The organism is Kribbella sp. VKM Ac-2569, assembly GCF_004216905.1.
Taxonomy (GTDB): Bacteria; Actinomycetota; Actinomycetes; order Propionibacteriales; family Kribbellaceae; genus Kribbella.
Genome location: NZ_SGXJ01000001.1, coordinates 1,348,124 through 1,373,355 on the forward strand (window position 1 = coordinate 1,348,124; position 25,232 = coordinate 1,373,355).

Sequence of the window (25,232 nt, forward strand, 5' to 3'; positions counted from 1 at the left end):
AGACCTTACTCAGCTGACTGGCCGGATGATGCGCTGTTCGATCGCGCGTGCCACGGCCGCTGCTCTGTTGTCCACCTCCAGCTTCGAGTAGATGTGCGCCAAGTGAGACTTGATCGTCGCCTCGCTGACATAGAGCTTCTTGGCCATTTCGCGGTTCGCCTTGCCGGTGGCGAGCAGGCCGAGGATCTCCACCTCGCGCTCGGTCAGCGTCGGGCCGGAGCGTCGTACCAGCCGTGCAGCGACGGCCGGAGCTAGCACTGTTTCGCCGCGGGCGGTGCCGCGGATCGCGCGGAAGAGGTCCTCCGGCGGCGCGTCCTTCAGCAGGTAGCCGGAGGCCCCCGCGTCGATCGCGCTCATGATGTCGGCCTCGGTGTCGTACGTCGTCAGCACCAGCACGTACGGCGGCTCGGCCAGGGCACGCAGGCGTGCGGTGACCTCCGCTCCGCCGGCGCCCGCGCCGAGGTTGAGATCCATCAGCACGACGTCCGGGTGCAGGGCCGCGACGAGTTGCTCCGCGCTGTGCGCATCCGAGGCCTCGCCGACAACGGTCAGGTCATCCTGCCCCTCGAGCAGCGCCCGGACTCCCGCGCGCACCACGGGATGATCGTCGACCAGGGCGACCCGGATCATGGGCGCTCCGGCGTCGTTGGTGGCGCCATCGTAGGTAGCGGGATCGATGCGGCCAGCGCCGTACCATCTCCCGGTTCACTCTCCAGCACCAGCGTTCCTCCCAGTTGTCTCAGCCGTTCTCGGATTCCGGCCAGTCCATGACCGCGGTCGGAATCGATCTTGACATGAGATCGCGGAATGCCCCGGCCGTTATCCACAACGTCGAGAACCACCGCGTCCGGGTGGTAGGTGAGCGTCACCACGACCGCTTTCGCGTGCGCGTGTTCGAGGACATTCGCGAGTGCGCCACGGGCTGTGCGGAGCAGTGCTGTCTCCACCTCCGAGTCGAGCGTGACCGGCGTACCGTGCACCTGCACGTTGACGTTGACGTCTGCGTGGGCCGCCCAACGCTCACAGGTCTTGCGGAGTGCTTCCGGTAGACCAGCCGCGAGCTCAGCCGGTGCCAGATCGCGGACTACCCTCCTGGCCTCGTCCAGTCCGTCGCGTGCCGTGGCTGCGGCCTGGGCTGCGTGCTCACGTGCGGCGTCCGGTCTGTCGTCCCACTCGCGTTCCGCGGCCTGGAGCAGCAGGTTGATGCTCGACAGGCCTTGCGCCACGCTGTCGTGGATCTCGCGCGACAGCCGCGCCCGCTCGGCTATGACGCCGGCCTGGTGCTGTGCGTCGGCCAGATCGCCTTGTGCTGCGTGCAGCTCGTCCAGTAGGGCCTGTCTGGCCAGTGCGTCCCGCTCCAGCGCCCGATAGGCGCCTACGGCAAGCACTGCGACGCAGACCGGGCCTAGGACGATGGTCGGGTCCAGCCGGTCGGTCATCCGGGTCCACTGCACCACAGTGACGACCACCATGCCCGCAACGACCAGACAGGCCGGCCGGAACGACAGGATGCGCAGGGCAACGAAAGACAGCGGCACTGCGCACCAGGCGAACGACGGCGCCAGTAACACCAGCGCGCACCACTCCACGACCAGCAACGCCAGCCAGACCCAGCTGGGCAGCAGGCGGTAGGCGGCGTACGTCGCCAGCAGCACTACTGCCCCGACCAGCACCCACGGTCCACGGTCGTCGAACCCGTGTCCTGTGAGGTACCGGATCGCCGACGCCAGCACGAGGACCACCAGTGCCGCGTGCAGTGCGGTCACCAGCCGGGTCGCGTGACTCAGGATCGACGGGGTGTGTGCAGTAGACATGTTCAGCTGATCGTAGGCCGCGTAGACCCGGTTCCGAATCATCCGTTCGGCTATCGATTGGTGGCCGAACACCCGTCGTACGGCGAGCCCGGCGGACGGAGGCTGGAGGCAGCTCGAAATCCACCGACCGATTCAGGGGTCCAGATGTCTGTCCGTTCGCTGTCCGCCACCCTCGCGCTGTCCGCCACGCTGCTCGGCGCCGGGACCTCGACGGCCTTCGCCGCCCGGCCGACGACTTACGAGCTGCCCGGTGACGCCGGCGGCTCGAAGTTCGAGGGCATCGGGTACGACGCGCGTACCAAGAACTATTACGTGTCCGAGACCACCGGCGGCGAGATCCACCGCGGTCAGCTCCGCTCCGGCGACGCTGTCGAGTGGCTGAAGGGCGACGGCACCGACGGCCGCTGGACCGCCCGCGGCGTGAACGTCGACTCCCAGGGCCGGGTGTACGTCGCCGGCGGGCCGAACGGGATCGACCACCCGGGCGCGCCGGACCTCTGGGTGTACGACCGGGACGGGCAACTGCTGGCCGCGCTGCGGACCGGCGTACCGAACGCATTCCTGAACGACCTCGTGATCGGGCCGGACGGCGCGGCGTACTTCACGAACTCGAACGCTCCGCAGATCTTCCGGGTCGCCGAGCAGCACGGCCGGTGGACCGTCACGACCTGGGCCGACGCGACCGGGACCATCGAGACGGCGACCGGCTTCAACCTCGGCGGGATCGTGCTGTCACCGGACCGCCAGGCACTGGTCGTGGCCCAGGGCAACGTCGGCAAGCTGTGGCGGTTCGACCTGCGGACGGCGAAGGCCAGCGCGATCGACACCGCCGGCGCGGACCTCGTGAACGCCGACGGCCTCGTCCAGCAGGGCGACAGCCTCTGGGTCGTGCGCAACTTCTCGAAGGTGCTGAGCACGCTGCAGTTGTCGGCCGACGGCCGGACCGCACGGCTGGTGTCCGCGACGCCGACCGACCCGGACCGGGTGCTGACGACCGCGAAGCTCGCCCAGGGACGCCTGTTGGTGGTCGACAGCAAGTTCGACGAGGCGACCGCGATCCCGCCGTACCAGGTCATCACCCTGAATCCGCGCCGATGAAGCGCCGTCCGATCACCGTGGTCGCCGTCCTGCTGATGGCGGTGACCACCGCATGTTCCACGGAGACCAGCAGCGCGCCCGCTGCATCACCTACTAGTTCGCCCTCTAGGAGTGCCGCTGTGCCGTCCGCCGTCGACCGTCAGCTGATCGCCGCCGCCTGGAAGAACGACGTGGCCGAGGCCAAGCGCCTGATCACCGCGGGCGCGAACGTCAACGCAGTCGACGACACCGTCCAGAGCGCGTTCCTGATCGCCGCGAGCGAGGGCTACCTTGAGCTCCTCGACCTGACCCTCGCGCACGGTGCCGACGTCCGCAGCCTCGACAGCTACCACGGTACGGCGCTGATCCGGGCGGCCGAGCGCGGTCACGCCGCCGTGGTCGGCCGACTGATCAAGGCCGGCGTGGAGGTCAATCACGTCAACAACCTCGGCTGGACCGCCCTGCACGAGGCAGTCATCCTGGGGAAGGGCACGCCGGCGTACGTCGACACCGTGCGGCTCCTGATCGCGGGCGGGGCCGACCGCACGAAGCCAGCCGTCAACGACGGCGCCACGCCGGTGCAGGCCGCGAAGGACCGCGGCCAGACAGGGGTCAGCGCTGCACTCGACACCCAGGCAAAGGCCGACGCGCTGCTGGATGCTGCGTCCACCGGTGACGCAAACAAGGCCGCGGCGGCGCTCGCTGCCGGTGCACCGATCGAGTCCCGCGACGACCAACGCCGTACGGCGTTGTTGCTCGCCGCACTCAACGACCGGGTCGAGGTCGCCAGGCTGCTCGTCGCACTCGGTGCCGATCCCGACGCACAGGACGACCGGCAGGACTCCGCCTGGCTGGTCACCGGCGTCACCGGGAGCGTGGCGATGCTGGAGACGCTGCTGCCCGCGAACCCGGACCTGACGCTGCGGAACCGCTTCGGCGGCATCTCGGTTATCCCGGCCAGCGAGCGCGGCCACGTCGACTATGTCCGGCGAGTCATCAAGATGAAGATCAACATCAACCACGTCAACAACCTCGGTTGGACGGCTCTGCTCGAGGCGATCATCCTCGGCAAGGGCACAGAGCAGTGGCAGGACATCGTCAAGATCCTCATCGACGCCGGCGCCAACCCCAACCTGCCCGACGCCGAGGGCGTCAGCCCGCTGAGGCACGCCGAGTCCCACGGCTACGACGAAATCGCAAAAACCCTCCGCGCCGCCGGGGCGCGCTAGTCGCGGGTGAGGCAGCGGGACGGGAGTTCGAACCAGCGGAGGTGGTCGAAATCGGTGTTGACGTGACCCTCGGGGTCGGTGCTGTCCTGCTGACAGGTGGACAGGAGGTCGCGGGCCTCGGCGAGGTAGTCGTCGAGGGCGGACTCGGGAGCCGTGTGGTCGTGGCGCGGATACCTGAGCTTGCCGTCGGCGTCGTACCCGACCTGGGAGAGCCGCAACGGCGGCTCCACCGGACCGCGGCGGTGCCGCCACAGGCCGTTGGCCGGGTCGAAACGGTAGTCGCCGAGCAGCCGCCAGCCCTCGCGGGCGACAAGCTGGACGGCCTCGACGACGTACGTGAAGACGGCGTCCGAGATGAAGTAGTTGAAGTTGACCCGCACCCAGCCGGGCTTGATCCCCTCGCAGCCGTGCAGGATCTCCTCCTCGAACTCGTGCGACCGGTCGAGGTCGATCCCGAGCAGAAGGTGACCGTACGGGCCCGCACACGAGCAGCCGCCGCGGGACTGGATGCCGAACAGGTCGTTCAGCAGCGCGACCACGAAGTTGTGATGCAGGTACCGTCCCGACGGTGCCTTGACTACGAACGACACGATCGACAGCCGCTCGGCGTCCAGATTGCCGAGGATCTGCAGATTCGGCTCCGCCTTCCACGCCTCGACCGCGCGCCGCAGGTACGCGTCCTCGTGTGCGCGGATCACGTCGATTCCGACCGCCTGCTTCAGCTGGAACGCCAGCCCGGCACGGATCGACCCGATGATCGCCGGCGTCCCGCCCTCCTCGCGGTGCACCGGGTCGTCCAGGTACCGATGCTCGAGCGGGTTCACATACGCAACGGTTCCCCCACCCGGTACGTCGGGTACCCGGTTGCGGAGCAGCTCGCGGCGCGCAACGAGTACGCCGGGCGTCCCCGGGCCGCCGATCAACTTGTGCGGGCTGAGGAAGATCGCGTCCTTGTACGACAACGGGTCCTGGTCGCGTCCGCCGTACATCTCGATCTCGACGTACGGCGCGGCCGCGGCACAGTCCCAGAACGACAGCGCGCCGTACCGATGCAGGAGCGCGGAGACGCGCTGCGTGTTGCTGACGATGCCGGTGACGTTGCTCGCCGCCGAGAACGAGCCGATCTTGAGCGGACGGTCGACGTACTCGCGCAGTCTCGCCTCGAGCTGGTCGATGTCGATATGACCGTCCGTGTCCTGGGAGATCACCACCACGTCGGCGATCGACTCGCGCCAGGGCAGCTCGTTCGAGTGGTGCTCGTACGGGCCGATGAACACGACCGGTCGCTGCTCCAACGGGATCTGGTCGGTCAGGTGATACGTGTCGTCGAGCTCGGCCGGGATCCGCAGGCCCATGATCCCGATCAGCTTGTCGATCGCCCCGGTCGCGCCGGAGCCGCAGAAGATCACCGCGGTCTCGTCGTCCCCGCCGACGCTGTTGTGGATGATGCGCCGGGCGTCCTCACGCAGCCGGGTCGTCTGCAGACCGGTCCCGCTCGACTCGGTGTGAGTGTTCGCGTACCGCGGGAGAACCTCTTCGCGGATGAAGTCCTCCAGGAAGGTCAGGGCCCGCCCGGACGCGGTGTAGTCGGCGTACGTGACGCGGCGCGGACCGTACGGCCCCGGCATCACCTGGTCGTCACCGATCACCGATGCCCGGATCCGCCGCAGCAACGGCGACTCCGGCGGCATCGCCGCTGTTTCCCCCTGGCTGTTCATGTCTCAGAGTATGGCCAGGAAGTGATCTGCGTCTCGTCCTGACAGCCTGCCCTCTGGATAGGGTCGGTGCCAGTCGACGGCGAGGAGTGGGGATGACGTTTTCCAGCGAGCTGTGGGAACGCGGGGCGGCCTCCGTGTACGACGAGATCGTCCAGCACCCGTTCATCACCGGGCTCACCGACGGCACCCTCGACCACGACGCGTTCCGGTACTTCATCGTCCAGGACAGCCACTACCTCCGCGCGTACTCGCGGGCGCTCAGCCTGATCGCCGGCCGCGCACTCGACGAGGACGCGGTCAGCATGTTCGCGCTGCACGCCGCCAACGCGATCGCGGTCGAGCGGGAGTTGCACACGTCGTTGCTGGCGTCGCTGGGGCTGACTGCGGAAGACGTGGACAGGGCCGGCTCCGGTCCGACTACCACGGCGTACATGTCCTACCTGACGGCTGTGTGCGCCACAGGCACGTACGCCGAGGCCGTGGCCGCCGTACTGCCCTGCTACTGGATCTACCGGGACGTGGGGCGGGAGCTGCTCAAGCGGTCGTCACCGGACCCGGCGTACCGCAAGTGGATCGAGACGTACGGCTCCGAGGAGTTCGACGCTGTAGTCGAGTCAGTGCTCGCCGTCACGGACAAGCTGGACGTGGGAGCCGCGGAGCGGGAACGTTGTCACCAGCACTTCGCTATGACGTGCCGCTACGAATGGATGTTCTGGGACGCCGCGTACCACAAGCTGGATTGGCCGGTGGGATGAAGGACTTCTACGACGTCGTCATAGTCGGCGGTGGGCACAACGGTCTCGTCGCTGCCGCGTACCTGGCTCAGTCCGGTCTCTCCACGCTGATCCTGGAGCAGCAGTCGCACACCGGCGGCGCAGCGGTCAGCGAGCGGGTGTTCCCGGGTGTAGACGCGCGGCTGTCGCGCTACTCGTACCTGGTCAGTTTGCTGCCCGACAAGATCGCCGCAGACCTGGGCCTCAACCTGGAGCTCCGGTCCCGCGCGGTCGCGTCGTACACCCCGGTACGCCGCTCTGGACGCGACGTCGGACTAATGGTCGAGCGGCCGGAAGGCGCCGGCACCAGGGACTCGTTCCGCGCCCTCACCGGGAGCGACGCGGAGTACGAGGCCTGGACGGACTTCTACGGCTCTGTCAGCTCACTGGCCGCTGCAGTTGCTCCTACTCTGCTGGAGCCACTGCAGTCGGCGGCTGACCACCGCTCCCGTGTCGACGGCGCGCTGTGGGACGAGCTGATCGAGCGGCCACTCGGCGAGGCCATCGAGCGACGGTTCGCCGACGACACGGTTCGTGGGGTCGTCGCGACGGACGGCGTCATCGGGACGTTCGCCGGGCTGCACGACGAGTCACTGATCCAGAACAGGTGTTTCCTGTACCACCTGATCGGCAACGGCACCGGTGAGTGGCGGGTGCCCGTCGGCGGCATGGGCGCGGTCACTGACGCACTGGCTGCTGCTGCGCGGCGTGCTGGTGCCGCACTCGTCACCGACGCAGCAGTCACCGCGGTCGAAGCAGACGGGACCCGTGGATCGGTCACGTGGCTCGGCGGCGACGGTGAACGATCCGTCGACTGCTCCTGGGTACTGTCGAACGTCGCGCCGTCGACACTGGCTGCGCTGCGTGGTCAGACGGGTGTCGAGAAGCCGGAAGGGTCGCAGCTGAAGATCAACCTGCTGCTGCGTCACCTGCCGCCCTTGAAGTCCGGTGACGACCCGACAAGGGCGTTCGCCGGCACGTTCCACATCGACGAGGACTACAGCCAGCTCGAGACGGCGTACCGATCCGCCTCGAGCGGCGAGCTGCCCGCCGTACCGCCGTCCGAGGTCTACTGCCACTCGCTGACCGACCCGTCGATCCTCTCCCCCGATCTGGTTGCCTCCGGCCACCACACCCTGACCGTCTTCGGCGTGCACTTCCCCGCCCGTTTATTTGCCTCCGACAACGACTCGGCCCGGGCCGAATCCGCGCGGCGCGTGCTGGCCGGACTGGAGTCGTACCTCGCCGAGCCGCTCGAGGACTGCATCGCCCGGGACGCAGACGGCAACCTGTGCATCGAGGCCAAGACGCCGTACGACATCGAGGAATCCGTCGGCATGCCCGGCGGCCACATCTTCCACGGCGACCTCCAATGGCCCTGGGCCACCGACCCCTCCGACGCCGGACGCTGGGGCACCGAAACCGACGTCGCCAACCTCCTGATCTGCGGCTCCGGCGCCCGCCGCGGCGGCGCCGTCTCCGGCCTCGGCGGCCACAACGCCGCCATGACCATCCTCACCCGCTAACCGATTTCGCATCTCCCCGATCCCCCTGCTACGATCCTCTTCGTTCGAAAGCAACACCAAGCGCCGCTAGCTCAATTGGCAGAGCAGCTGACTCTTAATCAGCGGGTTCGGGGTTCGAGTCCCTGGCGGCGCACAAAAGCCCAGGTCACGATGGTGGCCTGGGTTTCTTCATGCCCGCAGGTCACCTTTTATTCGACGCTTTCACTCGCACGTCTCTCTCACCGACCGATGTGCTGACTTCATCTCGTCGTGACTGTGCGTCACGTCACAGGCGTGCGAGACATGTCCCGACTTGCCGACTCTCTGCACCGGCCACGCGTTGAACAGGCAACGCTCACGGCTGGAGGAGACACATGCCGAGGACACCACTGCCCATCGGAACCTGGGGAGAGATCTCAACCAGGACGGCATCCTCCAGACACAATTCTGGAAGTGGTGCGACCCCAAAGCCATGACAGATGCCGACGATCACCGTCCATGGACCACGGATGTCTGAGCCACCGACCGCTGGCGCCGTCAGGCAGCACGGGCGAGTACGGCAACGGAAACGAGGCCGCAGGCGGTCGTGAACACGGTCACAGCGAGGAGTTGCCTCCCACCGGGGAAGCCGATCGGCGAAGTGGCGCGTGCGCAGCGGTTGAAGTGCACATATCGGCGCCGTGCCGCGGACCACAGGTAGACCGAGAACCCAGCGCCGACGAGTCCGAACAATGCCCACAGCGGGCTCCCGAGTAGCTCTGGGAGGACCCGGACGGATACCAACGATGCCGAGGCGAGAGACAAGGCGGTCCGGCGCCAGGCGAGTTCGGTTCGCTCCGGCTGAAGGCCGACGTCGAAGAGTTCGCGGTCTGTCATCGCAGCCAGACTGCGCAGACCACCAGTGCACCGACAACGGTCACAGCAACCGCCAGGAGGAGCCCGAGATGTGCTCCGGGCAGAGGACGCGCGAGGCGGAGCGCGCGTTCGGTCTTCATCCACTCGGCCCAGGCAATCAACGGCGTGAGCGTTCCGGTGGCGACCAGGACGAGCGATGCCGCCAACCGGAACCCCGGGTGCAACTGCAGACCCAGGCTCTCCAGCGCGACCCCACCGGCGATGAGTGCGAGGGCGGTGCGGGTCCAGGCGAGGAAGGTGCGCTCGTTGGCGAGAGTGAAACGTGGGTCAGGTTCACTGCCCGCGCCGAAGACCGTCCGGGGGAAGCGGTCTCGTACGGTCGTCATCGCCGCGGTCCCTCGACCAACGCCCCGTACCGCTCCAGCTGTGGGTCTGCGGTGCGGATCATCCAGTCCCGCAGTACGGCGCGCATCGCGTCCAGCCGCATCCCGTGCTGCGGCTCACCGGCGAGATTCGTCAGGCTGTTCGGGTCGGCGATCAGGTCGTAGAGCTCTTCGACGGCACGGTGCTGGTAGAACTCGACCCGCGCAGACACCGCACGGTCGGTTGCCGCGGCTTCCTGCATCGCGGGCCACGACAGACCCGACATGTTCTCCGCCTGGTACGTCGTGCTGCCGTCCGCCCAGCCGTTCCAGATGTAGCCGAAGCGATCGTCCTGGACACAGCGCATCTCGTAGCGGCGCTTCATCGCGGTCTCGTGGAACACCGTCACGGCGTACTCGCGAGCAGGGACGGCTTCACCGCGCAGCAGCGGCACCAGGCTCTCCCCGTCGGTCTCACCCACCTGCACTCCGGCCACTTCGCAGAACGTCGGGAACAGGTCGAGCATGGAGACGAAGCTGCCGGTCTCCTGCCCGCCCGCGGCCACCTCGCCTGGCCAGCGAACGATGAGCGGCGTCTGCGTCGACTGCAGATAGCAGTTCGCCTTCGAGAACGGGAACGCCATTCCGTTGTCCGACAGGAAGACCACCAAGGTCGACTCCGCGAGTCCAGCCGCGTCCAACCGGTCCAGGACTGCCGCGACCACGTCGTCGCACCGTCGCGCCGAGCTCAGGTACTGCGCGTACTCGTCGCGGACCGTCGGCAGATCCGGAAGGTACCCGGGCGGCTCGGCATCGTCCGCGTCGAAGACGCGCGAAGGCTCCGGGATACCGGCACTTGCCGCCCCGAACCTGCGCTCCACGTCCGCTGAGCCATGGAACGGCCGGTGCGGATCGTGCGCGTTGACCATCAGGAACCACGGACGGTCCGCGGCGCGCACGAAAAAGGCGGCCGCTTCCTCGGCGTACCGGGCCGGGTCGCGTCCCAGACCCAGGTCGCGCATGTCGACGATCGTGTCCCAGCCGAAACGGTCCACGGGCTGCAGGTGGTTGACCTTCCCGAGGATGCCGACCGCGTATCCGGCCCTGGCCAGCAGATTGGTGAGCAGTGGTACGTCGTCCCGGATCGGCTGGAAGCCTTCAGCTCCGTTGCGATGCGGCCACTGACCGGTCATGATCGCCGACCGGCTCGGCTGGCAGACCGCGACCGCGACGTGAGCCCGATGGAACACCGTTCCTTCGGCGGCCAGCCGGTCCAGCGCAGGCGTCACGCCGGCCGGGCCGCCGAACGCGCCGGGCGTCGTCCCTTCCAGGTCGTCGGCCGTGATCAGCAGAATGTTCGCTGAGTTCATGGGTCAGCCGACCGCCCGCGCGACAGGGATGCCCCGGGCTGCGTAGTCGTCGAGCACGTCCTGCCACGGAATCACGGCATGCGACTCCGCCCACTCGGTGTACGCCGCCGTGAGCTCCTCGACGAGCTCCGGCTGCTCGGCCGAGAGATCGGTGGACTCGATCCGATCGGCTTCGATGTCGTAGAGCTCCCACGGGCCGCCCCACGCGCGCACCAGCTTCCAGCGGCCACGGCGGATCGCCGCGTTGCCGATGTGCTCCCACCAGACCGTGCGCTCGGCGCCACTCGTCTCGGGGTTTCGCCAGGCTTCGAGGAGACTCTCGCCCTCCCCGGGATTGGGTGCACCGAGCGCATCCATCACGGTCGGCACGATGTCCGTGACATGACCGAGGCTGTGGCTGATCCGGCCACCGCGCGGAACCCCGCCTCCGGGCCAGGAGGCGATGAAGGGCGTCGAGATACCGCCCTCGTGAACCCACCGCTTCCAGAGCCGGAACGGGGTGTTCGACACCGTGGCCCAATCGGGGCCGTAGCTCTGGTACGTCGATGCCGGGCCCGGCAGCACCGACGCATCGTTGCCGAGTACAACCTCTTCGCCCGACGGCGTCGTCCGTGGGCAGACTACCTCGGAGAGGAACGGGATCTCCGGGGGCAGCTCCTCCGCACAACCGCCGTTGTCGGAGAGGAAGACGATCATCGTGTCCTCCGCGGCACCCGATGCGTCCAGCGCGTCCAGGACCCGCCCGACGCCGCGGTCGAGCGCCTCCACCTGAGCCGCGTAGACCGCCATTCGCTCCACCTGCCACGCGGTGTCCTGATCGGGCCACTCGGCAGCCGTCTGTGCGTCCGGCAGCCGATCGACACCAGGCACCAGGCCCTCCTCCTGCAAGCGCCGCAACCGCTCCTTGCGCACCGGTCCCCAACCCGCCGCGAACCGCTCCCGATACTTGACGATGTCCGCTTCACGAGCATGCAGCGGCCAGTGCGGAGCGGTGTAGGCCAGGAACAGGAAGAAGGGTTCCTCCTGCGCGGCGTGCCGGCGGACGAAGTCGGCACCGTGCTCGGAGATGTCGTCGGTGAAGTAGAAGTCGTCACCGACCTGATCGGGCACCCGCTCCTCGCCTTCGACCAGCGGCGGTTGGAAGAAGCTCGACGCGCCGGGCAGGATGCCCCGGAACTCGTCGAATCCACGCCGGGTCGGCCAGGTGTCGCTCGGAGTGCTGAACTCGCTCGCGAGGTGCCACTTGCCGAACAGGCCGGTCGCGTATCCGCGCCCGCGCAGCATCTCCGCGAGGGTCGGCACGTCCGTGCGCAGCGAGCCGGCGTATCCGTTGGGGCGGTTGTCGGTGGTGAGCACGCCGATGCCGACCGAGTGCGGATGACGTCCGGTGAGCAGGGCGGCGCGGGACGGGCTGCAGCGCGGCGTCACGTAGTACGAGCTCATCCGGACCCCGCGGTCGGACAGTCGCTGCAGCGAGGTGGTGTCGATCTCGCCGCCGAACGGTCCGATGTCGGAGTAGCCGAGATCGTCGGCGACGATGACGATGACATTGGGTTGTGGCACAGGGAGTCCTTCGATCGTGTGAGTCGTCAGGGACGCATGTAGGGCTCGAGGAGCCTGAGGAAGAGCCGCACGTGCTCGGCACGCGCGAAAGCGCTGGTGTCGAAGACCCACTGGGCGCCGAGCCCGTGCGCGAGGCCGAGCATCCAGCGGGCCACCACCTCGGCGTCGATACCGTCCGGCAGCTTCGATTCGTCGACGGTCTCCTGAACGAGACCGATCATGGTCTTCATCAGGTCGATGTTGCGCTGCACGAACCACTCGTGGCCCGCGTGGCCTTCCGCGGTACTCTCGGCGGCGAGAATCACGAAGAGCTGCACGAGCTCCGGGTTCCGGTCGTTCTCGGCGAGTGTCTCGACGTACGCAGCGAGCGGGGACTCGCCGTGCTCCTGACGTTCCTTGCGGGACACCACGTTGCGCGCTTCGCGCTCCTGCAGAACGGCGAGCAGGAGTGCGGCCTTCGTCGGGAAGTAGTGCAGGATCCCGGCCTGAGTGATCCCGACCTCGTTCGCGATGTCCGCCAGACTGACAGTGTTGAACCCGCCGACGGAGAACAGCGACATGGCCGTGTCGAGGATCGCGCGCCGGCGCGCGATCCCCCGGGCCTGGGTCGACCGCCCGGCACGTCCGCGCTGTTTGGTGCTCTCGCCGTCCAGAGCCGTGTCCTTGGTCATATGCCCCTCCTACCGGGAACAGCGCTCACGCGATCGCCTTGTCGAGATCAGGTGTGGCGGTGAGCAGCGTGCGGGTGTACGGATGCTGCGGATTCTCGAAGACATCCTCGGTCGTGCCCTGCTCCACGATCTCACCGTGGTTCATGACGGCCACCCGGTGACTGATCTCCCGGACGACGGCCAGGTCGTGGGAGATGAAGAGGTAGGCGAGATCGAAGGTCTTCTGCAGGTCGGTGAGCAGGGTGAGGATCTGGGCCTGGATCGAGACGTCGAGGGCCGACACCGGTTCGTCGAGGATCAGCAGCCGCGGGTCGGAGGCCAGCGCGCGGGCGATGCCGATGCGCTGCCGCTGACCGCCGGAGAACGCCCACGGGTACCGATCGAGGTACTGCGGACCGAGACTGACTCGCTCCAGCAACTCGACGCTGCGGTCCCGGACGTCGGCGCGTGGGACGCCGGCGATCCGGAGCGCCTCCTCGAGCGACTGTCCCGCAGTCCGGCGCGGGTTCAGCGACGAGTACGGGTCTTGGAAGACGTACTGGATCGTTCGCGCGAGCGCCCGGCGTTGTTCGTCGCTCCGCGCCGACACCGCCGTACCGTTCACCAGGATCTCGCCGCCGGCCGGTTCGTTGATCCCGACGACCGTCCGCGACAGCGTCGACTTCCCGCAACCCGACTCCCCGACCAGCGCCAGGGTCTCGCCGGCCCGCACCTCGAGCGACACTCCGTTGACGGCATAGAACGGCTTCGGTTTGCGGAACCAGCCGGGTCGCGCCGTATTGACGTCGGTCTTCAGCTCACGGACTTCCAGGACCGTGTGCTCCTGCTCGGGCGCGTCGTCCCGCAGCGGCGAGTCCATCTTCGGAATGGCGTCCATCAGGCCGATCGTGTAGGGATCCTCGGGCGCGGTGAGCACCTTGCGGACCGGCCCGCGTTCCACGATCCGGCCGAGGTGCATCACCACGACGTCGTCGCACAGCTCCGCCACCACGCCCATGTCGTGGGTGATGAACAGGATCGCCACGCCCAGCTCGTCCCGCAGGCGCCGCAGCAAGTCCAGGATCTGGGCCTGGATCGTCACGTCGAGGGCGGTCGTCGGCTCGTCGGCGATCAGCAGCGACGGGTTGTTCGCCAGGGCGATCGCGATCACGACGCGCTGGCGCATGCCGCCGGAGAACTGGTGCGGGAACTTGCGTGCCGCTTCCGGCACGTTCGGGATCCCGACCTGTTCCAGCAGCTCGAGCGCCCGTGCCTGCGCCGTGGCACTGTCCACGCCGTGGATGTGCAGGGCCTCCACGACCTGGTCCTTGATCCGCATCACCGGGTTGAGCGCCGCCTGTGGGTCCTGGAAGATCATCGCGACCTCCTTGCCCCGGACCGCGAGCATCTCCTTCTCGTTCAGCCGCAGCAGGTCGCGGCCGTTCAGCCGCACCTCGCCGCCGGTCACCTTCCCGGGATGCCGGATCATCTGCATAATCGCGCGTGAGGTGACGGACTTGCCGGAGCCGGACTCACCGACGATGCCGAGGATCCGGCCCGGCCGGACGTCGAACGATACGCCGTCGACGGCCTTCAGCTGTTCGTCCTGGAGATCGAAGGTGACCTCCAGGTCGTGCACGCGCAGCAGGGGTTCGGTGCTCATTTGCGGATCACCGTTTCGTTGAGGGCGTCGGCCAGCAGGCTGAACGACATGGACAGCAGGATCAGGACGGCCGTCGGCCCGAGGATGTACATCGGCGACTGCTCGATGAAGCGGATTCCTACGTTCAGCAACGAGCCCAGCGACGGTGTCGGCGGCTGGATCCCGAGACCGATGATGCTCAGGCCGGCCTCGATGAACACGGCGACGACGACGAAGATCGCCCCGCCGACCAGGATCGGATCGACCGCGTTCGGCAGGATGTGGCGCCACAGGACGGCACCCTTGCCCACTCCGAGGGTGCGCGCAGCCACGACGTACTCGCGTCCCATCTGCTCGAGCAACGCGGCCCGGGCCTGGCGCCCGAAGTACGGCAGGCCGCCGATCGCAATGGCGACGACGAGCGCCGACCAGCCCGGGCCCATGATCAGCACGACGCAGACGCCGAGCACCACGCCCGGGAACCCGAGGATGATGTCGAGGACTCGCTGGACGACGGCCCCGGCGACGCGCGAGAGTGCGCCGACCAGCCCCAGTGCGGTGCCGGCGATCATGCTCAGCGGTACGGCGACGACGATGATCGAGAAGTCGGTGCGCAGCCCGTAGACGGTCCGCACCAGCAGGTCGCGGCCGAGTTCGTCGGTGCCGAGCAGGTGCCGTCCGCTGCTGCCACGCAGCGAGTCCGCCGTCTGCTGGTCGTACCCGTGCGGGAAGATCACCGGCGCGAGGACCGCGGTCAGGAGCAGGACGGCCAGGATCGTCAGCCCGATCACACCACGAGGAGTCCGGAAGGCCGCCAGGTACCTCCGCACCGTCGCGTTGCCACCAGGCGTCCGCGTCCGCGGCGCCGGCCGGGCTGACGTGTCCGTGGGTGGCGTGTCCGTGGGTGGCGCCGCGCCCATCGTCGTGACGTCGTTGTTCCTCATCTCAGGCGTCCAATCTGACTCGGGGATCGAGGGCGGCGAGGATCAGCTCGGTGACCAGTTGGGACAGCACCGCGACGAGTACGGCGCCCATGACGAGGATCTGGACCAGCTGGTAGTCGCGGGCGTTGACGCTCTGGACCGCGAGCTGCCCGAGCCCGTTGCGGGCGAAGATGGCCTCGATGATGATCGCGCCGCCGAACAGCTCACCCACTCTGATGCCGATGGCAACGACCGCCGCGCCGAGACTGGTGCGCAGGACGTGCCGGAAGGTGATCCGGCGCGGCGAGGCGCCCTTCGCACGCGCCAGATCGACGAACTCCTCGCCCCTCGTGCTGCGCATCGTCGTCTGCAGCAAGCGCGATATCGACGGCGCGTGGGCGAGGCCGAGCGCGAGCGCCGGCAGCAGCAGGTACTGGATACCGATCTCGGGGTTCTCCGACAGCGGCACCTCACCACTGACCGGCAGCAGCCGCCAGGTGACGCCCAGCAGAACGATGAGCAGCAACCCGACCAGGAACGCGGGGGTGGCCAGCAACAGCGTATTGGCCGTGTCCACCGCCATCCGTCCCGGCCGCGACCGCGTCGAGCCACCGAGGACACCCAGGCCGATGCCGATCAGGATCATGAAGACGGAGGCGAGGACGGCCAGCTCGATCGTGCTCTCCATCCGCGACAGGATCAGGTCGCTCACCGAGCGGTTGAAGATGTACGACGTTCCGAGGTGACCGCGCAGGACGCCTCCGAGCCAGGTGAGGTACTGGACGAACAACGGCCGGTCGAGCCCGAGAGACTGCCGGATCGCCTCGGTCTGCTCGGCCGTCGCGTCCGGCCCCGCGATGGTCTGGGCGGGGTCGCCCGGAGCGAACCGCGGCAGCAGGAACGCGATGATCGACGTCGCGAAGAGCACCAGCAGGATCGACGGCAGCTTCTTGACCAGGAACCTGAGCATCAGACACGCTCCCCGGCAGTGACAGCCAGCAGCCTGCGTACCGACTCCGGACGCTCCGCGGCGAGGTCGTGTTCCTCGTGCGGATCCGCGGCGAGATCGACGAGATGCGGATGGTCGAGGTCAGGGCTCACGATCAGCTTCTCCTCGCTGGTGGTGACCGTTCGCCAGCCGCGCAGACGCACCCACTGGTTCGCGCCGTAGTGCCGGGCCGCCATCTCGATCTCGCGTTCGGAACGGTCGAGCCCTGACACGACGTACTCCCGATGGCTGTCGCTGTCGCCCCGCAGGACGCCCAGCACCGAGCGGGCGGTCATGTCCGCCGGCGTCTCCAGCTCCGCGATCTCCAGCGCGGTCGCCGCCAGATCCTCTAGCGACACCAGAGCCTCCGACACCGCGCCCGGTCGCTCGACGAGCGAGCCGGAGATCACCAGGGGGATCCGGATGCTCGGATCGAGGGCGATCTGTTTGCCCCAGATGCCGTGGTCGCCGAGCATCTCGCCGTGGTCGCTGGTGTAGATCACCACGGTGTTCCCGAGCTCGCCCTCCCGTTCGAGCCGATCGAGGAAGGACCCGAGATGCCGGTCGATGTTCTCGATCATCGCGGCGTACCGCCGCCGTACCTCGTTGTGGTCGCCGTCGAACTCTGTCGACCCGTGCGGCGGCGGGAAGTCCACCTCCGCCCAGTCGGCGCGCATCCGCTCGGTGACGTCCATCGGGTCGTGCGGACCCGCGAAGTTCACCACCAGGTGCCACGGTGCGTCTGCTGGTCTGCGGTCGAGCAGCGCGTGCGCGTTCGCGGCGATCCAGTTGTCCAGGTACGACTCCTCGGGCAGCGGGCTCAGGGAGGTGTCGCCGTACGGCGACTTCGCCCGACGCGAGAAGTCCGCCAGATGGGCCTCGGCGAGCCCCTCGTCGTACAGGTGCTTCATGTACGGCCCGTGCGGCTCCTCGCGGCCGGACCAGAGCGAGTCGAACTTGCCTTCGTTGTCGATGCCGGCCGTCATCCCCCATTCTCCGAGCAGGCGGGAGCCGTCGAGGTTCCAGTCGAACGTCGCCTTGTGCAGATCGAACTTGCCGACTCCTGCGACGAAGTACCCGGCATGGTCGCGGAGCCGCCGGTAGTACGTGTCCGAGTCGACCGGCAGGTCGTGGAAGTTGTTCGGTACCGGCGTCGAGTCGTAGTCACGACCCGTCGCGAGGCAGGCGCGCGCCGGCGCGCACAACGGCGACGGTGTGGTCGCCCGCCGGAATGTCACACCGGCGTCCTGCAGTCTGCGGATGTTGGGTGTTCGCACCGGCAGGTCGCCGGTGCCCTCGAGCCAGTCGAAGCGGTGCTGGTCGGCGATGACCAGCAAGATGTTGGGGGTACGACGGTTCACGGACTCCTCCTGAGCAGACGGAACCACGGGTCAGTGGTCGACGTAGGCCGACTTCGCATCGAGGTAGGAGCGGCTGGTCCACGTCAGTTCGTGCGCGGACTTGGCCACCACGTTCTGGCCCAGCGCCTGAACGACCGCCACCGTGAACGCCTGATCGAGGATGTACTCGGACAGCTTGTGCAAGGCCGTGGCGTAGGCGGCGTCGGTGTCGGCCGCAAGCAGATTGTTGCGCAGGGCCTGGTACTCGTCGGTCCAGAACTTGGACGAGTTTCCCCTGCGCAGTGAGGGAAGCGAGTCCATCAGGGTGGAGGCGCCGAGACCGTTGAGACCGTGCAGCGGCATGAAGGCGGTGCCGAGCTTGCCGGCGATCTGGATCTGGTCGAACCCTTGCGTCTCCTGGACCTTGATCACGGGCTTCAGCCCGACCTCCTCGAGGTTGCGGCGCACGATCTCCGCGACGCTGGTGTTCTGCGGCAGGCCGATCACGGTGATCGGCACGGCCGTTCCCTCCGCCCCGGCCGCGGTGAGCATCTGCTTGGCCTTCGCCGGGTCGTAGGTGTAGCGCTGCTCGAGATCCTTCGGGTATCCCGGCGACGTCGGATCCCAGAGCAGGTCGGTGACGACACCAGCGGCACCGAAGATCTGCTTGGCGATCCGGGCCCGGTCGATGGCGTAGTTGACCGCCTGCCGGGCCTCCAACTTGTCGAACGGCGGCTGGGTGAGGTTCAGGCCGAGCGGATAGACACTGCCGCTGGTGTTCACGACGGAGAACGCACTGTTGGACGCCATCGACTGGATGTCGACCGGGTTCATCCCGATCGCGATCTGGGACCGGTTGCTGCGCACCGCGTTCAGCATCGCGGTGCTGTCGTTGATCACGGCGATCGTGATGCTGTCCAGGTGCGGCTTCGGTCCCCAGTACTTGTCGTTGCGGACAAGCTGCGCCTCGGATCCCGGCGACCAACTCTTGAACAGGAACGGCCCGGTGCCGATCACCTTCGAGCCGTCGGCGAGGCCCTTGACGCTGTCCTTGTCGACGATGAAGGCGTACTCGAAGAGATCGAAGATGTTCGGGATCGGCTTGCTGAACCTGATCGTCAGCGTCGTCGGACCGGTGACGTCGACGCTGCTGAACTTCTTGGCGATGAAGGCGACCTGCGAGCTGGACTTCACCAGGTGGTCCAGAGAGAACTTCACGTCGTCGGCTGTCATCGGACGACCGCTCTGGAACGTCACGCCCTCGCGCAGCGTGACACTGATCGAGAGCTTGTCGTCGGCAACCTTCCATTCCTTGGCGAGCAGCGGTTGCGGTTTCCGCTGATCGTCGTACCGGGTCAGCGTCTCGAACACGTTCGCTGCCCAACTGGCGTTGCCCAGCCGTCCGGCCAGCACGTTGTTGGGCTGGATGTCGGAGGCCTGGGCGATGGTCAGAACGCCGACGTCGGTCGGCTTGGCGCCGGCGGAGGATGCTTCCTGCTGCTTCACCGCGGACTGGCAGCCGGTCACGGACAGTGCGAGCGCCACCGCGCCGGCGACCACCGCTGACCGCACCCTGGATCGTCGTTGCACTTCGCGCATCCTGGTTCAACTCCTCGAACGATGAGAGTGACCCCGAGGATTGAAAACCTAGCGAGCACTTAGTAAGTTTCGCAAGAGTTCGATCCCGCCCAGCGAAGGATCTGGTGATGTCGACACCGAACGTCCTGTGGATCATGGCCGACGAGCTGCGGGCCGACGCCCTCAGTTGCTACGGCAATCCCCACCCCGAGATCGCGACGCCCCACATCGACTCTCTCGCCGACCGCGGTGTGCTCTTCGAACGCGCCTACGCGTCGTCACCTGTCTGTGTACCGGCCCGTCACGCGATGCTGAGCGGACAGAGCCCACTGGCCTCGGGCGTGCTCAACAACGAGGGCTATCTGCCTGAGGACTTCACACCGCCGGAGATGTTCCCGGAGACCTTCGCGGCCGCCGGGTGGACGACCTCCAACTACGGCAAGGAGCACCTGCCAGGAGGCCGATCTCCATGGCAGCACGACGATCACGCCGGCTCCGGCACGCGGGAGATCCTGCAATCGGCCACGGAGCACGGCGTCGAGGTCCGGCGCTCGCCCGGAATCGGTCACGTCTTCTCGGCGGTTCTGCCCGCAGACGCGGAGGTCGGCTCCGAGGCGATCACCCGGTCCGTCGTCGACGTACTGCGATCCGCCGACGGACCGTTCGTACTGCGTGCCAGCTACGTGCAGCCGCACAAACCGATGGTCGTCCCGGAGCCGTGGGCGAGCCGGTACGACGAGCTGGACTTCGCGGCGCCTCGATCACCGGAGGGATCAGGGAACCGGTTCGAACGTGAATGGGGTCTGCTCACGCGCGGCGCCGAGCTCTCAGCCGCGGATCTGAACCGGTCGTTCAGCCGGTACTACGGCTGTGTCTCGTGGCTCGACAGCCAGGTCGGACAGATCCTGAACGCCCTCGACGAATCCGGACTCCGGGAGTCGACGATCGTGGTCTTCTCCACGGATCACGGTGCGTCGCTCGGCGAGTACGGGATCCTGGCGAAGCACACGTTCACGCCCGAGAGCCACCGGGTTCCGTTCATCGTCTCCCGGCCAGGCGTCCTGCCGGAGGGAACCCGTCGGTCCGATCTCGTGCTGAGCGAGGATCTCGCACCCACGCTCCTTGCGCTGGCCGGCCTCAGCCGCCCAGCGACGTGCACCGGGCGCGATCTGTTCGGTGAGCCCGCCCCACACGTCGTCCTCTCGGCGATCGGCTATGGCGACAGCACCAGCCGCGCCTTCCCCAACCGGGACGCCGGCGGCTGGGCGGACGGCCTCGGCTGGCCGCAGCGGATCTGCGCCCGCACCGATCGCTACCGGCTCGACCTCAACACCCGGCGGGCCGGCAAACCTGTCCCACCCGACGAGGCGGACCTCTTCCTCGCCGACAGCCTCAACGATCCGCAGGAACGTACCAACCTCGTCGATGATCCCCGCTACGCAACAGTCCTCGCCGAGCTCCTGCCGATCGCCACCGCGGCCGCCGCACGCATTCCGGCGGCCGTCGTCCGCACCGACGAGTTCCGTCGTACCCGAACTGCCACCACCCCTGTCTGATCCCCCCGCCAGGAGCCAACGCCCATGCCCGATTCCAGTGCCCGCCGACCGAACATCGTCTTCGTACTCACCGACGATCACGCCGCACATTCGATCGGCGCCTACGGATCCGTGGTGAACGAGACGCCGTACATCGACGAGATCGCCGCCCGCGGCGTACGGCTGAACAACTGCTTCGTCACGAACTCGCTGTGCTCCCCCAGCCGGGCGTCGATCCTCACCGGCACGTACAGCCACATCAACGGCGTCTCCACGCTGTGGACGCCGATCGACGCCTCCCAGCCCACCTTCGTCTCCCAGCTGCAGGCCGCGGGCTACCGCACCGGCATCGTCGGCAAGTGGCACATGGGTGAGGAAGCGGCGTCGAATCCGCAGCACTTCGACTACTGGGACGTGCTGATCAACCAGGGCGAGTACTTCGACCCGCGGTTCCTGTCCGCGGACGGCGTACGCCGCGAGCCGGGATACGCCACCGACGTCATCACCGACCTCGCGATGCGTTGGGTGGAAGGGCTCGACGATGACGCCCCGTGGTGTCTGCTGGTCTGGCACAAGGCACCGCACCGTCCGTGGGAGCCGGACGAGAAGCACGCGGACATGTATTCCGACCCGATTCCGGTACCCGGGACGTTCTGGGACGACTACAGCACCCGATCGGCCTCGGCTCGCCGCGCGCTGATGCGGATCGCCGACTACATCAACAGCGAGGACCTGAAGGCCGAACCACCGAGCGGCCTCAGCTACGAGGAACTGGCGTTGTGGAAGTACCAGCGCTACATGGAGGACTACCTGCGCTGTGTGGCCTCGATCGACGACAACGTCGGCCGGCTCACGGACTGGCTACGCGAACGCGGCGAGCTCGACGACACGCTGATGGTGTACTCGTCCGACCAGGGCTTCTTCCTCGGCGACCACGGATGGTTCGACAAGCGGTTCATGTACGAGGAATCGCTGCGAATGCCGTTGATCATGAGCTATCCACGAGCGATCGCCGCCGAGAGTACGCACGACGGCATCGTCACGAATGTGGACTTCGCCCGTACCTTCCTGGAAGCCGCCGGCGTCGTGCCCCACGAGCGGATGCAGGGACGCAGCTTCTGGGGAGATCTCGTCGGTGAGCCGACATCGCCACCCGCGGAAGGCATGTACTACCGATACTGGGAGAACGACGACTGGTTCCACAAGGCGCCGGCGCACTACGGCTACCGCGATGCCCGCTACAAGCTGATCTACTACTACAACACCGGCTACGGACTTCCGGGCAGCGGCGTCTTCGAGTACCCGCCCGAGTGGGAGCTCTTCGACCTCGACACCGATCCTCACGAACTGCGCAACGTCTACGACGATCCCGCGTACGCGCAGATCCGCGAGGAGCTCAAGATCAAGCTGTACGCCGCGCAGGCCGCGGTCGGCGACGAGCCCGCGACGAACGACCAGCCGGCACAGGACGAGCGGGCCTCCGTGCTCGCACGGTTCACGGGCAGCTCGGCCATGAACCCCGTCGTCCCGGGCGGCCGGAAGTGACCGGCACGACCCCGGCCGCACCGCCCAACATCCTGTGGATCTCGACCCACGACATCAACCCCCACCTCGGGTGCTACACCGGCGTCTGGCCTGGTGCCGAGGTCGCGCGAACACCGAACCTCGACGCGCTCGCCGCCGCCGGCGTCCGCTTCGACCAGGCGTTCGCGACGACACCCGTCTGCGCACCGTCACGGTCATCGCTCATGACCGGCTGCTTCCCGACCTCCATTGGCACGCACAACATGCGGTCCAAGGCAGTGCCACCCCCTGAGGTCCGCTTGCTGAGCGAGTCCTTCCGGATGGCCGGCTACTACGCGACCAACAACGTGTTCACCGATTTCCAGGTACCGGTGCCGGGTACGGCGTTCGACGACTGCTCGGCGACGGCACACTGGCGCAACCGCCCGTCCAGCGAGACGCCGTTCTTCGCGATGTTCCACGGTATGACGACGCACGAATCGCAGTTGTACGTCGACGACGCGCGGTTCGCCGAAGTGACTCGCGAGCTCCCCGACGAGCACCGGCACGACCCCGGCTCGACGCCCGTCCCGCCGTACCACCTCCACAACGACGTGTTCGCGACGGCCTGGGCTCGGTACCACGATCTGATCTCGGTCATGGACGCCTCGGTCGGGCGGTTGCTGGCCGAGCTCGAAGACGACGGTCTCGCCGACAACACCATCGTCGTCTTCTGGAGCGACCATGGCGCAGGCTTCCCACGAGCGAAGCGCTGGGCCACCGAGGCGGGTCTTCGCGTTCCGGTCATCGTCCGCTGGCCGGCACGCATCGCCGCCGGCCAGGTCCGCGACGACGTCGTACACCTCGCGGACCTGGCTCCGTCGATGCTGCGGATGGCTGGACTCGACGTCCCTGCACACGCGCAGTTCTCGGCCCTGTTCGACGCAGCGGGCACCAATCTCATCCAAGGCGAGTACACCTTCGGCGGCCGCGACCGGATGGACGAGCAGCGCGACTCGTCGCGTACCGTCCGGGACGCACGTTTCCGTTACGTCCGGCACCGGCACCCGGACCGGTCTCCGTTCCAGTACCAGCACTACGCGGACCAGTTCCCGACGTGGAAAGAACTGCGCCGAGCCGTCAACGACGAGGCACGCCAGCGCGCCGCCGGCCAAGCACCCGACGCCTTGTCCACACTGCAGCGCCGAGTAACCGCCGAGCGAAAGCCCCGCCACGAGCTGTACGACGTACAAGCAGATCCCCACGAGACGACCGATCTGGCCGCCGACCCTCGGTATGCCGACACCCTGCACAGACTCGAGGCGGCGTTGGACGACTGGCTCGCGCGGGTGGGAGACCTCGGCACCGTCGACGAGGACCTCCTGATCGAGACCTGGAGGCCCGGCGGCACCTGGCAGGTCACCGCAGATCCCGTCTGCACGATCACTCCGGACGAGACCGTGACCGTTTCCTGTTCGACGCCGGGCGCCCTGATCGGGTGGAGTCGCGACGACCCGGCCCCGCATCGGGAACTCACGCTCCAGGAGACCATCACCGGCGATCCCGAACTCGACGGGCAGACCTGGCACATCTACACGGATCCACTGAAAGCCGGCACCGAGGGTCCCCGATGGATCCGCGCCTGGCGCCTCGGCTACGCGCCGAGCTCACTCGTCGAGATCCCTCGGACCACACCATGACGCCGACCGACCCGCCGTCCGCGGAGCCCGCGCACTCCTGCTGCGCCCCATCTCCGACAGACCTCGGCGCCGACCGCAGCGGGCTGCCCTTGGCCGGCCGGAAGGTTGCCTCAAGCATCGGAACCGACCGTCACCGGATCGAGCAATCCTTGGTCCCGGCAGGCGACTACCTGATGGGCGACGGGTTCGGAGACGGATTCCCCGGTGACGGCGAAGCCCCGGTCCACCAGGTCGAAGTGTCCGCGTTCTCCATCGATGCGACCAGCGTCACAAACACGGACTTCGCGCGCTTCGCGGACGACACCGGCTACCTGACAGAGGCCGAGCGCTTCGGCTTCTCGGCGGTCTTCCATCTCGCGGTCGAGGCACCCCCGAAGGACATCATGCGCGCGGCCCCCGGCAGTCCCTGGTGGCTCGGAGTCCGCGGCGCGGACTGGCGACACCCGGGCGGCAGCCGCTCCGACCTCGAAGGGCGCGACGATCACCCCGTCGTCCACATCAGCTGGAACGACGCCACCGCCTACTGCGAGTGGGCCGGACGCCGCCTCCCCGCCGAAGCCGAGTGGGAGTACGCCGCACGTGGCGGCCTCGAAGGACGCCGCTACCCCTGGGGCGACGAACCTCTCGACCCGCACACCGACGCCTGGCGGTGCAACATCTGGCAAGGCAGATTCCCGACGGCCAACGACCTGTCCGACGGCTATCTCACCACCGCTCCGGTACGAACCTACGCGCCCAATGCGCACGGTCTCTGGCAGACAGTCGGCAACGTCTGGGAATGGTGCAAGGACTGGTTCAGCCCACGCACCTACGAACTGGACGCCCGACAAGGCACAGTCACCAACCCACAAGGCCCACGATTCGGCACCACCCGAGTGATGCGAGGCGGCTCCTACCTCTGCCACGACTCCTACTGCAACCGCTACCGCAACGCGGCCAGAACCGCCAACACCCCTGACTCCTCCATGGGCAACACCGGCTTCCGCACAGTCTCGCTGCGGTTCCCCGCCGCAGATGCCACGTGATCGGCGAGTGTCTCGGTCAGCCAGCCACTGCCTTCCGGGACCCCGCCTCGCCACAACCAGAACAACTAGTCGCCAGAGCGCC

21 protein-coding genes and 1 tRNA gene are annotated in these 25,232 nt (G+C 67.7%); 9 read left to right on the top strand and 13 right to left on the bottom strand.

Annotation, left to right across the window (positions count from 1 at the left end; genetic code table 11):
• Positions 1 to 9: 9 nt before the first annotated feature.
• A complete protein-coding gene (locus EV649_RS06275) occupies positions 10 to 630 on the bottom strand; it encodes a response regulator transcription factor (RefSeq protein ID WP_130381378.1) in 621 nt (206 codons plus the stop codon).
• Positions 627 to 1,814, bottom strand: a complete 1,188-nt coding sequence (locus tag EV649_RS06280; RefSeq protein ID WP_241997783.1) for a sensor histidine kinase — start codon at positions 1,812 to 1,814, stop codon at positions 627 to 629. Before EV649_RS06280 ends, EV649_RS06275 begins: the two co-directional genes overlap by 4 nt.
• Positions 1,815 to 1,958: 144 nt before the next feature.
• On the opposite strand from EV649_RS06280, the gene EV649_RS06285 reads away from it, so the two are divergent.
• Together EV649_RS06285 and EV649_RS06290 are read left to right on the top strand one after the other, a co-directional pair.
• Positions 1,959 to 2,912: an SMP-30/gluconolactonase/LRE family protein gene (locus EV649_RS06285; protein WP_130381382.1), complete on the top strand. Its 954-nt coding sequence runs from the start codon at positions 1,959 to 1,961 to the stop codon at positions 2,910 to 2,912.
• Positions 2,909 to 4,120 (top strand): ankyrin repeat domain-containing protein, encoded by a 1,212-nt coding sequence (locus tag EV649_RS06290; RefSeq protein ID WP_241997785.1) that lies wholly within the window; start codon positions 2,909 to 2,911, stop codon positions 4,118 to 4,120. The genes EV649_RS06285 and EV649_RS06290 overlap by 4 nt, the downstream gene beginning before the upstream one ends.
• On the opposite strand, the gene EV649_RS06295 is transcribed toward EV649_RS06290, so the two are convergent.
• Positions 4,117 to 5,838, bottom strand: coding sequence for an aminotransferase class V-fold PLP-dependent enzyme (locus EV649_RS06295; RefSeq protein WP_130381384.1), 1,722 nt, complete (start codon positions 5,836 to 5,838; stop codon positions 4,117 to 4,119). The genes EV649_RS06290 and EV649_RS06295 overlap by 4 nt on opposite strands.
• Positions 5,839 to 5,930: 92 nt before the next feature.
• Here EV649_RS06295 and tenA point away from each other — a divergent pair, with 92 nt between their 5' ends.
• From tenA to EV649_RS06310, 3 genes are all read left to right on the top strand, one after another.
• Positions 5,931 to 6,593 (top strand): thiaminase II, encoded by a 663-nt coding sequence (gene tenA / locus EV649_RS06300; protein ID WP_130381386.1) that lies wholly within the window; start codon positions 5,931 to 5,933, stop codon positions 6,591 to 6,593.
• Positions 6,590 to 8,137: an NAD(P)/FAD-dependent oxidoreductase gene (locus tag EV649_RS06305; protein WP_130381388.1), complete on the top strand. Its 1,548-nt coding sequence runs from the start codon at positions 6,590 to 6,592 to the stop codon at positions 8,135 to 8,137. Before tenA ends, EV649_RS06305 begins: the two co-directional genes overlap by 4 nt.
• A gap of 60 nt (positions 8,138 to 8,197) precedes the next feature.
• Positions 8,198 to 8,270: transfer RNA gene (locus tag EV649_RS06310), tRNA-Lys, on the top strand.
• A gap of 383 nt (positions 8,271 to 8,653) precedes the next feature.
• Here EV649_RS06310 and EV649_RS06315 read toward each other — a convergent pair.
• The 10 genes from EV649_RS06315 to EV649_RS06360 are packed head-to-tail and all read right to left on the bottom strand — an operon-like array spanning position 8,654 to position 19,381.
• Positions 8,654 to 8,992, bottom strand: coding sequence for a DUF202 domain-containing protein (locus tag EV649_RS06315; protein WP_130381390.1), 339 nt, complete (start codon positions 8,990 to 8,992; stop codon positions 8,654 to 8,656).
• Positions 8,989 to 9,357: a DUF202 domain-containing protein gene (locus EV649_RS06320; RefSeq protein WP_130381392.1), complete on the bottom strand. Its 369-nt coding sequence runs from the start codon at positions 9,355 to 9,357 to the stop codon at positions 8,989 to 8,991. The genes EV649_RS06315 and EV649_RS06320 overlap by 4 nt, the downstream gene beginning before the upstream one ends.
• Positions 9,354 to 10,703: a sulfatase gene (locus tag EV649_RS06325; protein ID WP_130381394.1), complete on the bottom strand. Its 1,350-nt coding sequence runs from the start codon at positions 10,701 to 10,703 to the stop codon at positions 9,354 to 9,356. Before EV649_RS06325 ends, EV649_RS06320 begins: the two co-directional genes overlap by 4 nt.
• A gap of 3 nt (positions 10,704 to 10,706) precedes the next feature.
• On the bottom strand, positions 10,707 to 12,266 hold the full coding sequence (locus tag EV649_RS06330) for an arylsulfatase (protein ID WP_198682329.1): 1,560 nt from the start codon (positions 12,264 to 12,266) through the stop codon (positions 10,707 to 10,709).
• A gap of 26 nt (positions 12,267 to 12,292) precedes the next feature.
• A complete protein-coding gene (locus EV649_RS06335; RefSeq protein ID WP_130381396.1) occupies positions 12,293 to 12,937 on the bottom strand; it encodes a TetR/AcrR family transcriptional regulator in 645 nt (214 codons plus the stop codon).
• Positions 12,938 to 12,962: 25 nt separating this feature from the next.
• Positions 12,963 to 14,579 carry an ABC transporter ATP-binding protein gene (locus EV649_RS06340; protein ID WP_130381398.1) on the bottom strand — a complete coding sequence of 539 codons (1,617 nt, stop codon included), beginning with the start codon at positions 14,577 to 14,579 and terminating at the stop codon, positions 12,963 to 12,965.
• Positions 14,576 to 15,502, bottom strand: a complete 927-nt coding sequence (locus EV649_RS06345; RefSeq protein ID WP_198682330.1) for an ABC transporter permease — start codon at positions 15,500 to 15,502, stop codon at positions 14,576 to 14,578. The genes EV649_RS06340 and EV649_RS06345 overlap by 4 nt, the downstream gene beginning before the upstream one ends.
• Position 15,503: 1 nt before the next feature.
• On the bottom strand, positions 15,504 to 16,451 hold the full coding sequence (locus EV649_RS06350) for an ABC transporter permease (RefSeq protein WP_130381400.1): 948 nt from the start codon (positions 16,449 to 16,451) through the stop codon (positions 15,504 to 15,506).
• On the bottom strand, positions 16,451 to 17,830 hold the full coding sequence (locus EV649_RS06355; RefSeq protein WP_157996187.1) for a sulfatase-like hydrolase/transferase: 1,380 nt from the start codon (positions 17,828 to 17,830) through the stop codon (positions 16,451 to 16,453). Before EV649_RS06355 ends, EV649_RS06350 begins: the two co-directional genes overlap by 1 nt.
• A 30-nt stretch (positions 17,831 to 17,860) precedes the next feature.
• Positions 17,861 to 19,381 (bottom strand): ABC transporter substrate-binding protein, encoded by a 1,521-nt coding sequence (locus tag EV649_RS06360; protein WP_157996188.1) that lies wholly within the window; start codon positions 19,379 to 19,381, stop codon positions 17,861 to 17,863.
• Between the two features lie 134 nt (positions 19,382 to 19,515).
• Between EV649_RS06360 and EV649_RS06365 the strand changes: the two genes are divergently transcribed.
• Genes EV649_RS06365 through EV649_RS06380 form a run of 4 tightly spaced genes read left to right on the top strand, consistent with a single transcriptional unit; the run spans position 19,516 to position 25,150 of the window.
• Positions 19,516 to 20,943, top strand: coding sequence for a sulfatase-like hydrolase/transferase (locus EV649_RS06365; protein WP_130381406.1), 1,428 nt, complete (start codon positions 19,516 to 19,518; stop codon positions 20,941 to 20,943).
• A gap of 24 nt (positions 20,944 to 20,967) precedes the next feature.
• Positions 20,968 to 22,467, top strand: a complete 1,500-nt coding sequence (locus tag EV649_RS06370; RefSeq protein ID WP_130381408.1) for a sulfatase — start codon at positions 20,968 to 20,970, stop codon at positions 22,465 to 22,467.
• Complete coding sequence (locus EV649_RS06375; protein WP_130381410.1) at positions 22,464 to 24,125, top strand: sulfatase; 1,662 nt, start codon at positions 22,464 to 22,466, stop codon at positions 24,123 to 24,125. Before EV649_RS06370 ends, EV649_RS06375 begins: the two co-directional genes overlap by 4 nt.
• Positions 24,122 to 25,150 (top strand): formylglycine-generating enzyme family protein, encoded by a 1,029-nt coding sequence (locus tag EV649_RS06380; RefSeq protein WP_130381412.1) that lies wholly within the window; start codon positions 24,122 to 24,124, stop codon positions 25,148 to 25,150. Before EV649_RS06375 ends, EV649_RS06380 begins: the two co-directional genes overlap by 4 nt.
• Positions 25,151 to 25,232: the final 82 nt, after the last annotated feature.

Coding starts and splice junctions, on each gene's coding strand:
- EV649_RS06275 (WP_130381378.1), bottom strand. CDS start 630: ATGATCCGGGTCGCCCTGGTCGACGATCATCCCGTGGTGCGCGCGGGA.
- EV649_RS06280 (WP_241997783.1), bottom strand. CDS start 1,814: ATGTCTACTGCACACACCCCGTCGATCCTGAGTCACGCGACCCGGCTG.
- EV649_RS06285 (WP_130381382.1), top strand. CDS start 1,959: ATGTCTGTCCGTTCGCTGTCCGCCACCCTCGCGCTGTCCGCCACGCTG.
- EV649_RS06290 (WP_241997785.1), top strand. CDS start 2,909: ATGAAGCGCCGTCCGATCACCGTGGTCGCCGTCCTGCTGATGGCGGTG.
- EV649_RS06295 (WP_130381384.1), bottom strand. CDS start 5,838: ATGAACAGCCAGGGGGAAACAGCGGCGATGCCGCCGGAGTCGCCGTTG.
- tenA (WP_130381386.1), top strand. CDS start 5,931: ATGACGTTTTCCAGCGAGCTGTGGGAACGCGGGGCGGCCTCCGTGTAC.
- EV649_RS06305 (WP_130381388.1), top strand. CDS start 6,590: ATGAAGGACTTCTACGACGTCGTCATAGTCGGCGGTGGGCACAACGGT.
- EV649_RS06315 (WP_130381390.1), bottom strand. CDS start 8,992: ATGACAGACCGCGAACTCTTCGACGTCGGCCTTCAGCCGGAGCGAACC.
- EV649_RS06320 (WP_130381392.1), bottom strand. CDS start 9,357: ATGACGACCGTACGAGACCGCTTCCCCCGGACGGTCTTCGGCGCGGGC.
- EV649_RS06325 (WP_130381394.1), bottom strand. CDS start 10,703: ATGAACTCAGCGAACATTCTGCTGATCACGGCCGACGACCTGGAAGGG.
- EV649_RS06335 (WP_130381396.1), bottom strand. CDS start 12,937: ATGACCAAGGACACGGCTCTGGACGGCGAGAGCACCAAACAGCGCGGA.
- EV649_RS06340 (WP_130381398.1), bottom strand. CDS start 14,579: ATGAGCACCGAACCCCTGCTGCGCGTGCACGACCTGGAGGTCACCTTC.
- EV649_RS06345 (WP_198682330.1), bottom strand. CDS start 15,502: ATGAGGAACAACGACGTCACGACGATGGGCGCGGCGCCACCCACGGAC.
- EV649_RS06350 (WP_130381400.1), bottom strand. CDS start 16,451: ATGCTCAGGTTCCTGGTCAAGAAGCTGCCGTCGATCCTGCTGGTGCTC.
- EV649_RS06365 (WP_130381406.1), top strand. CDS start 19,516: ATGTCGACACCGAACGTCCTGTGGATCATGGCCGACGAGCTGCGGGCC.
- EV649_RS06370 (WP_130381408.1), top strand. CDS start 20,968: ATGCCCGATTCCAGTGCCCGCCGACCGAACATCGTCTTCGTACTCACC.
- EV649_RS06380 (WP_130381412.1), top strand. CDS start 24,122: ATGACGCCGACCGACCCGCCGTCCGCGGAGCCCGCGCACTCCTGCTGC.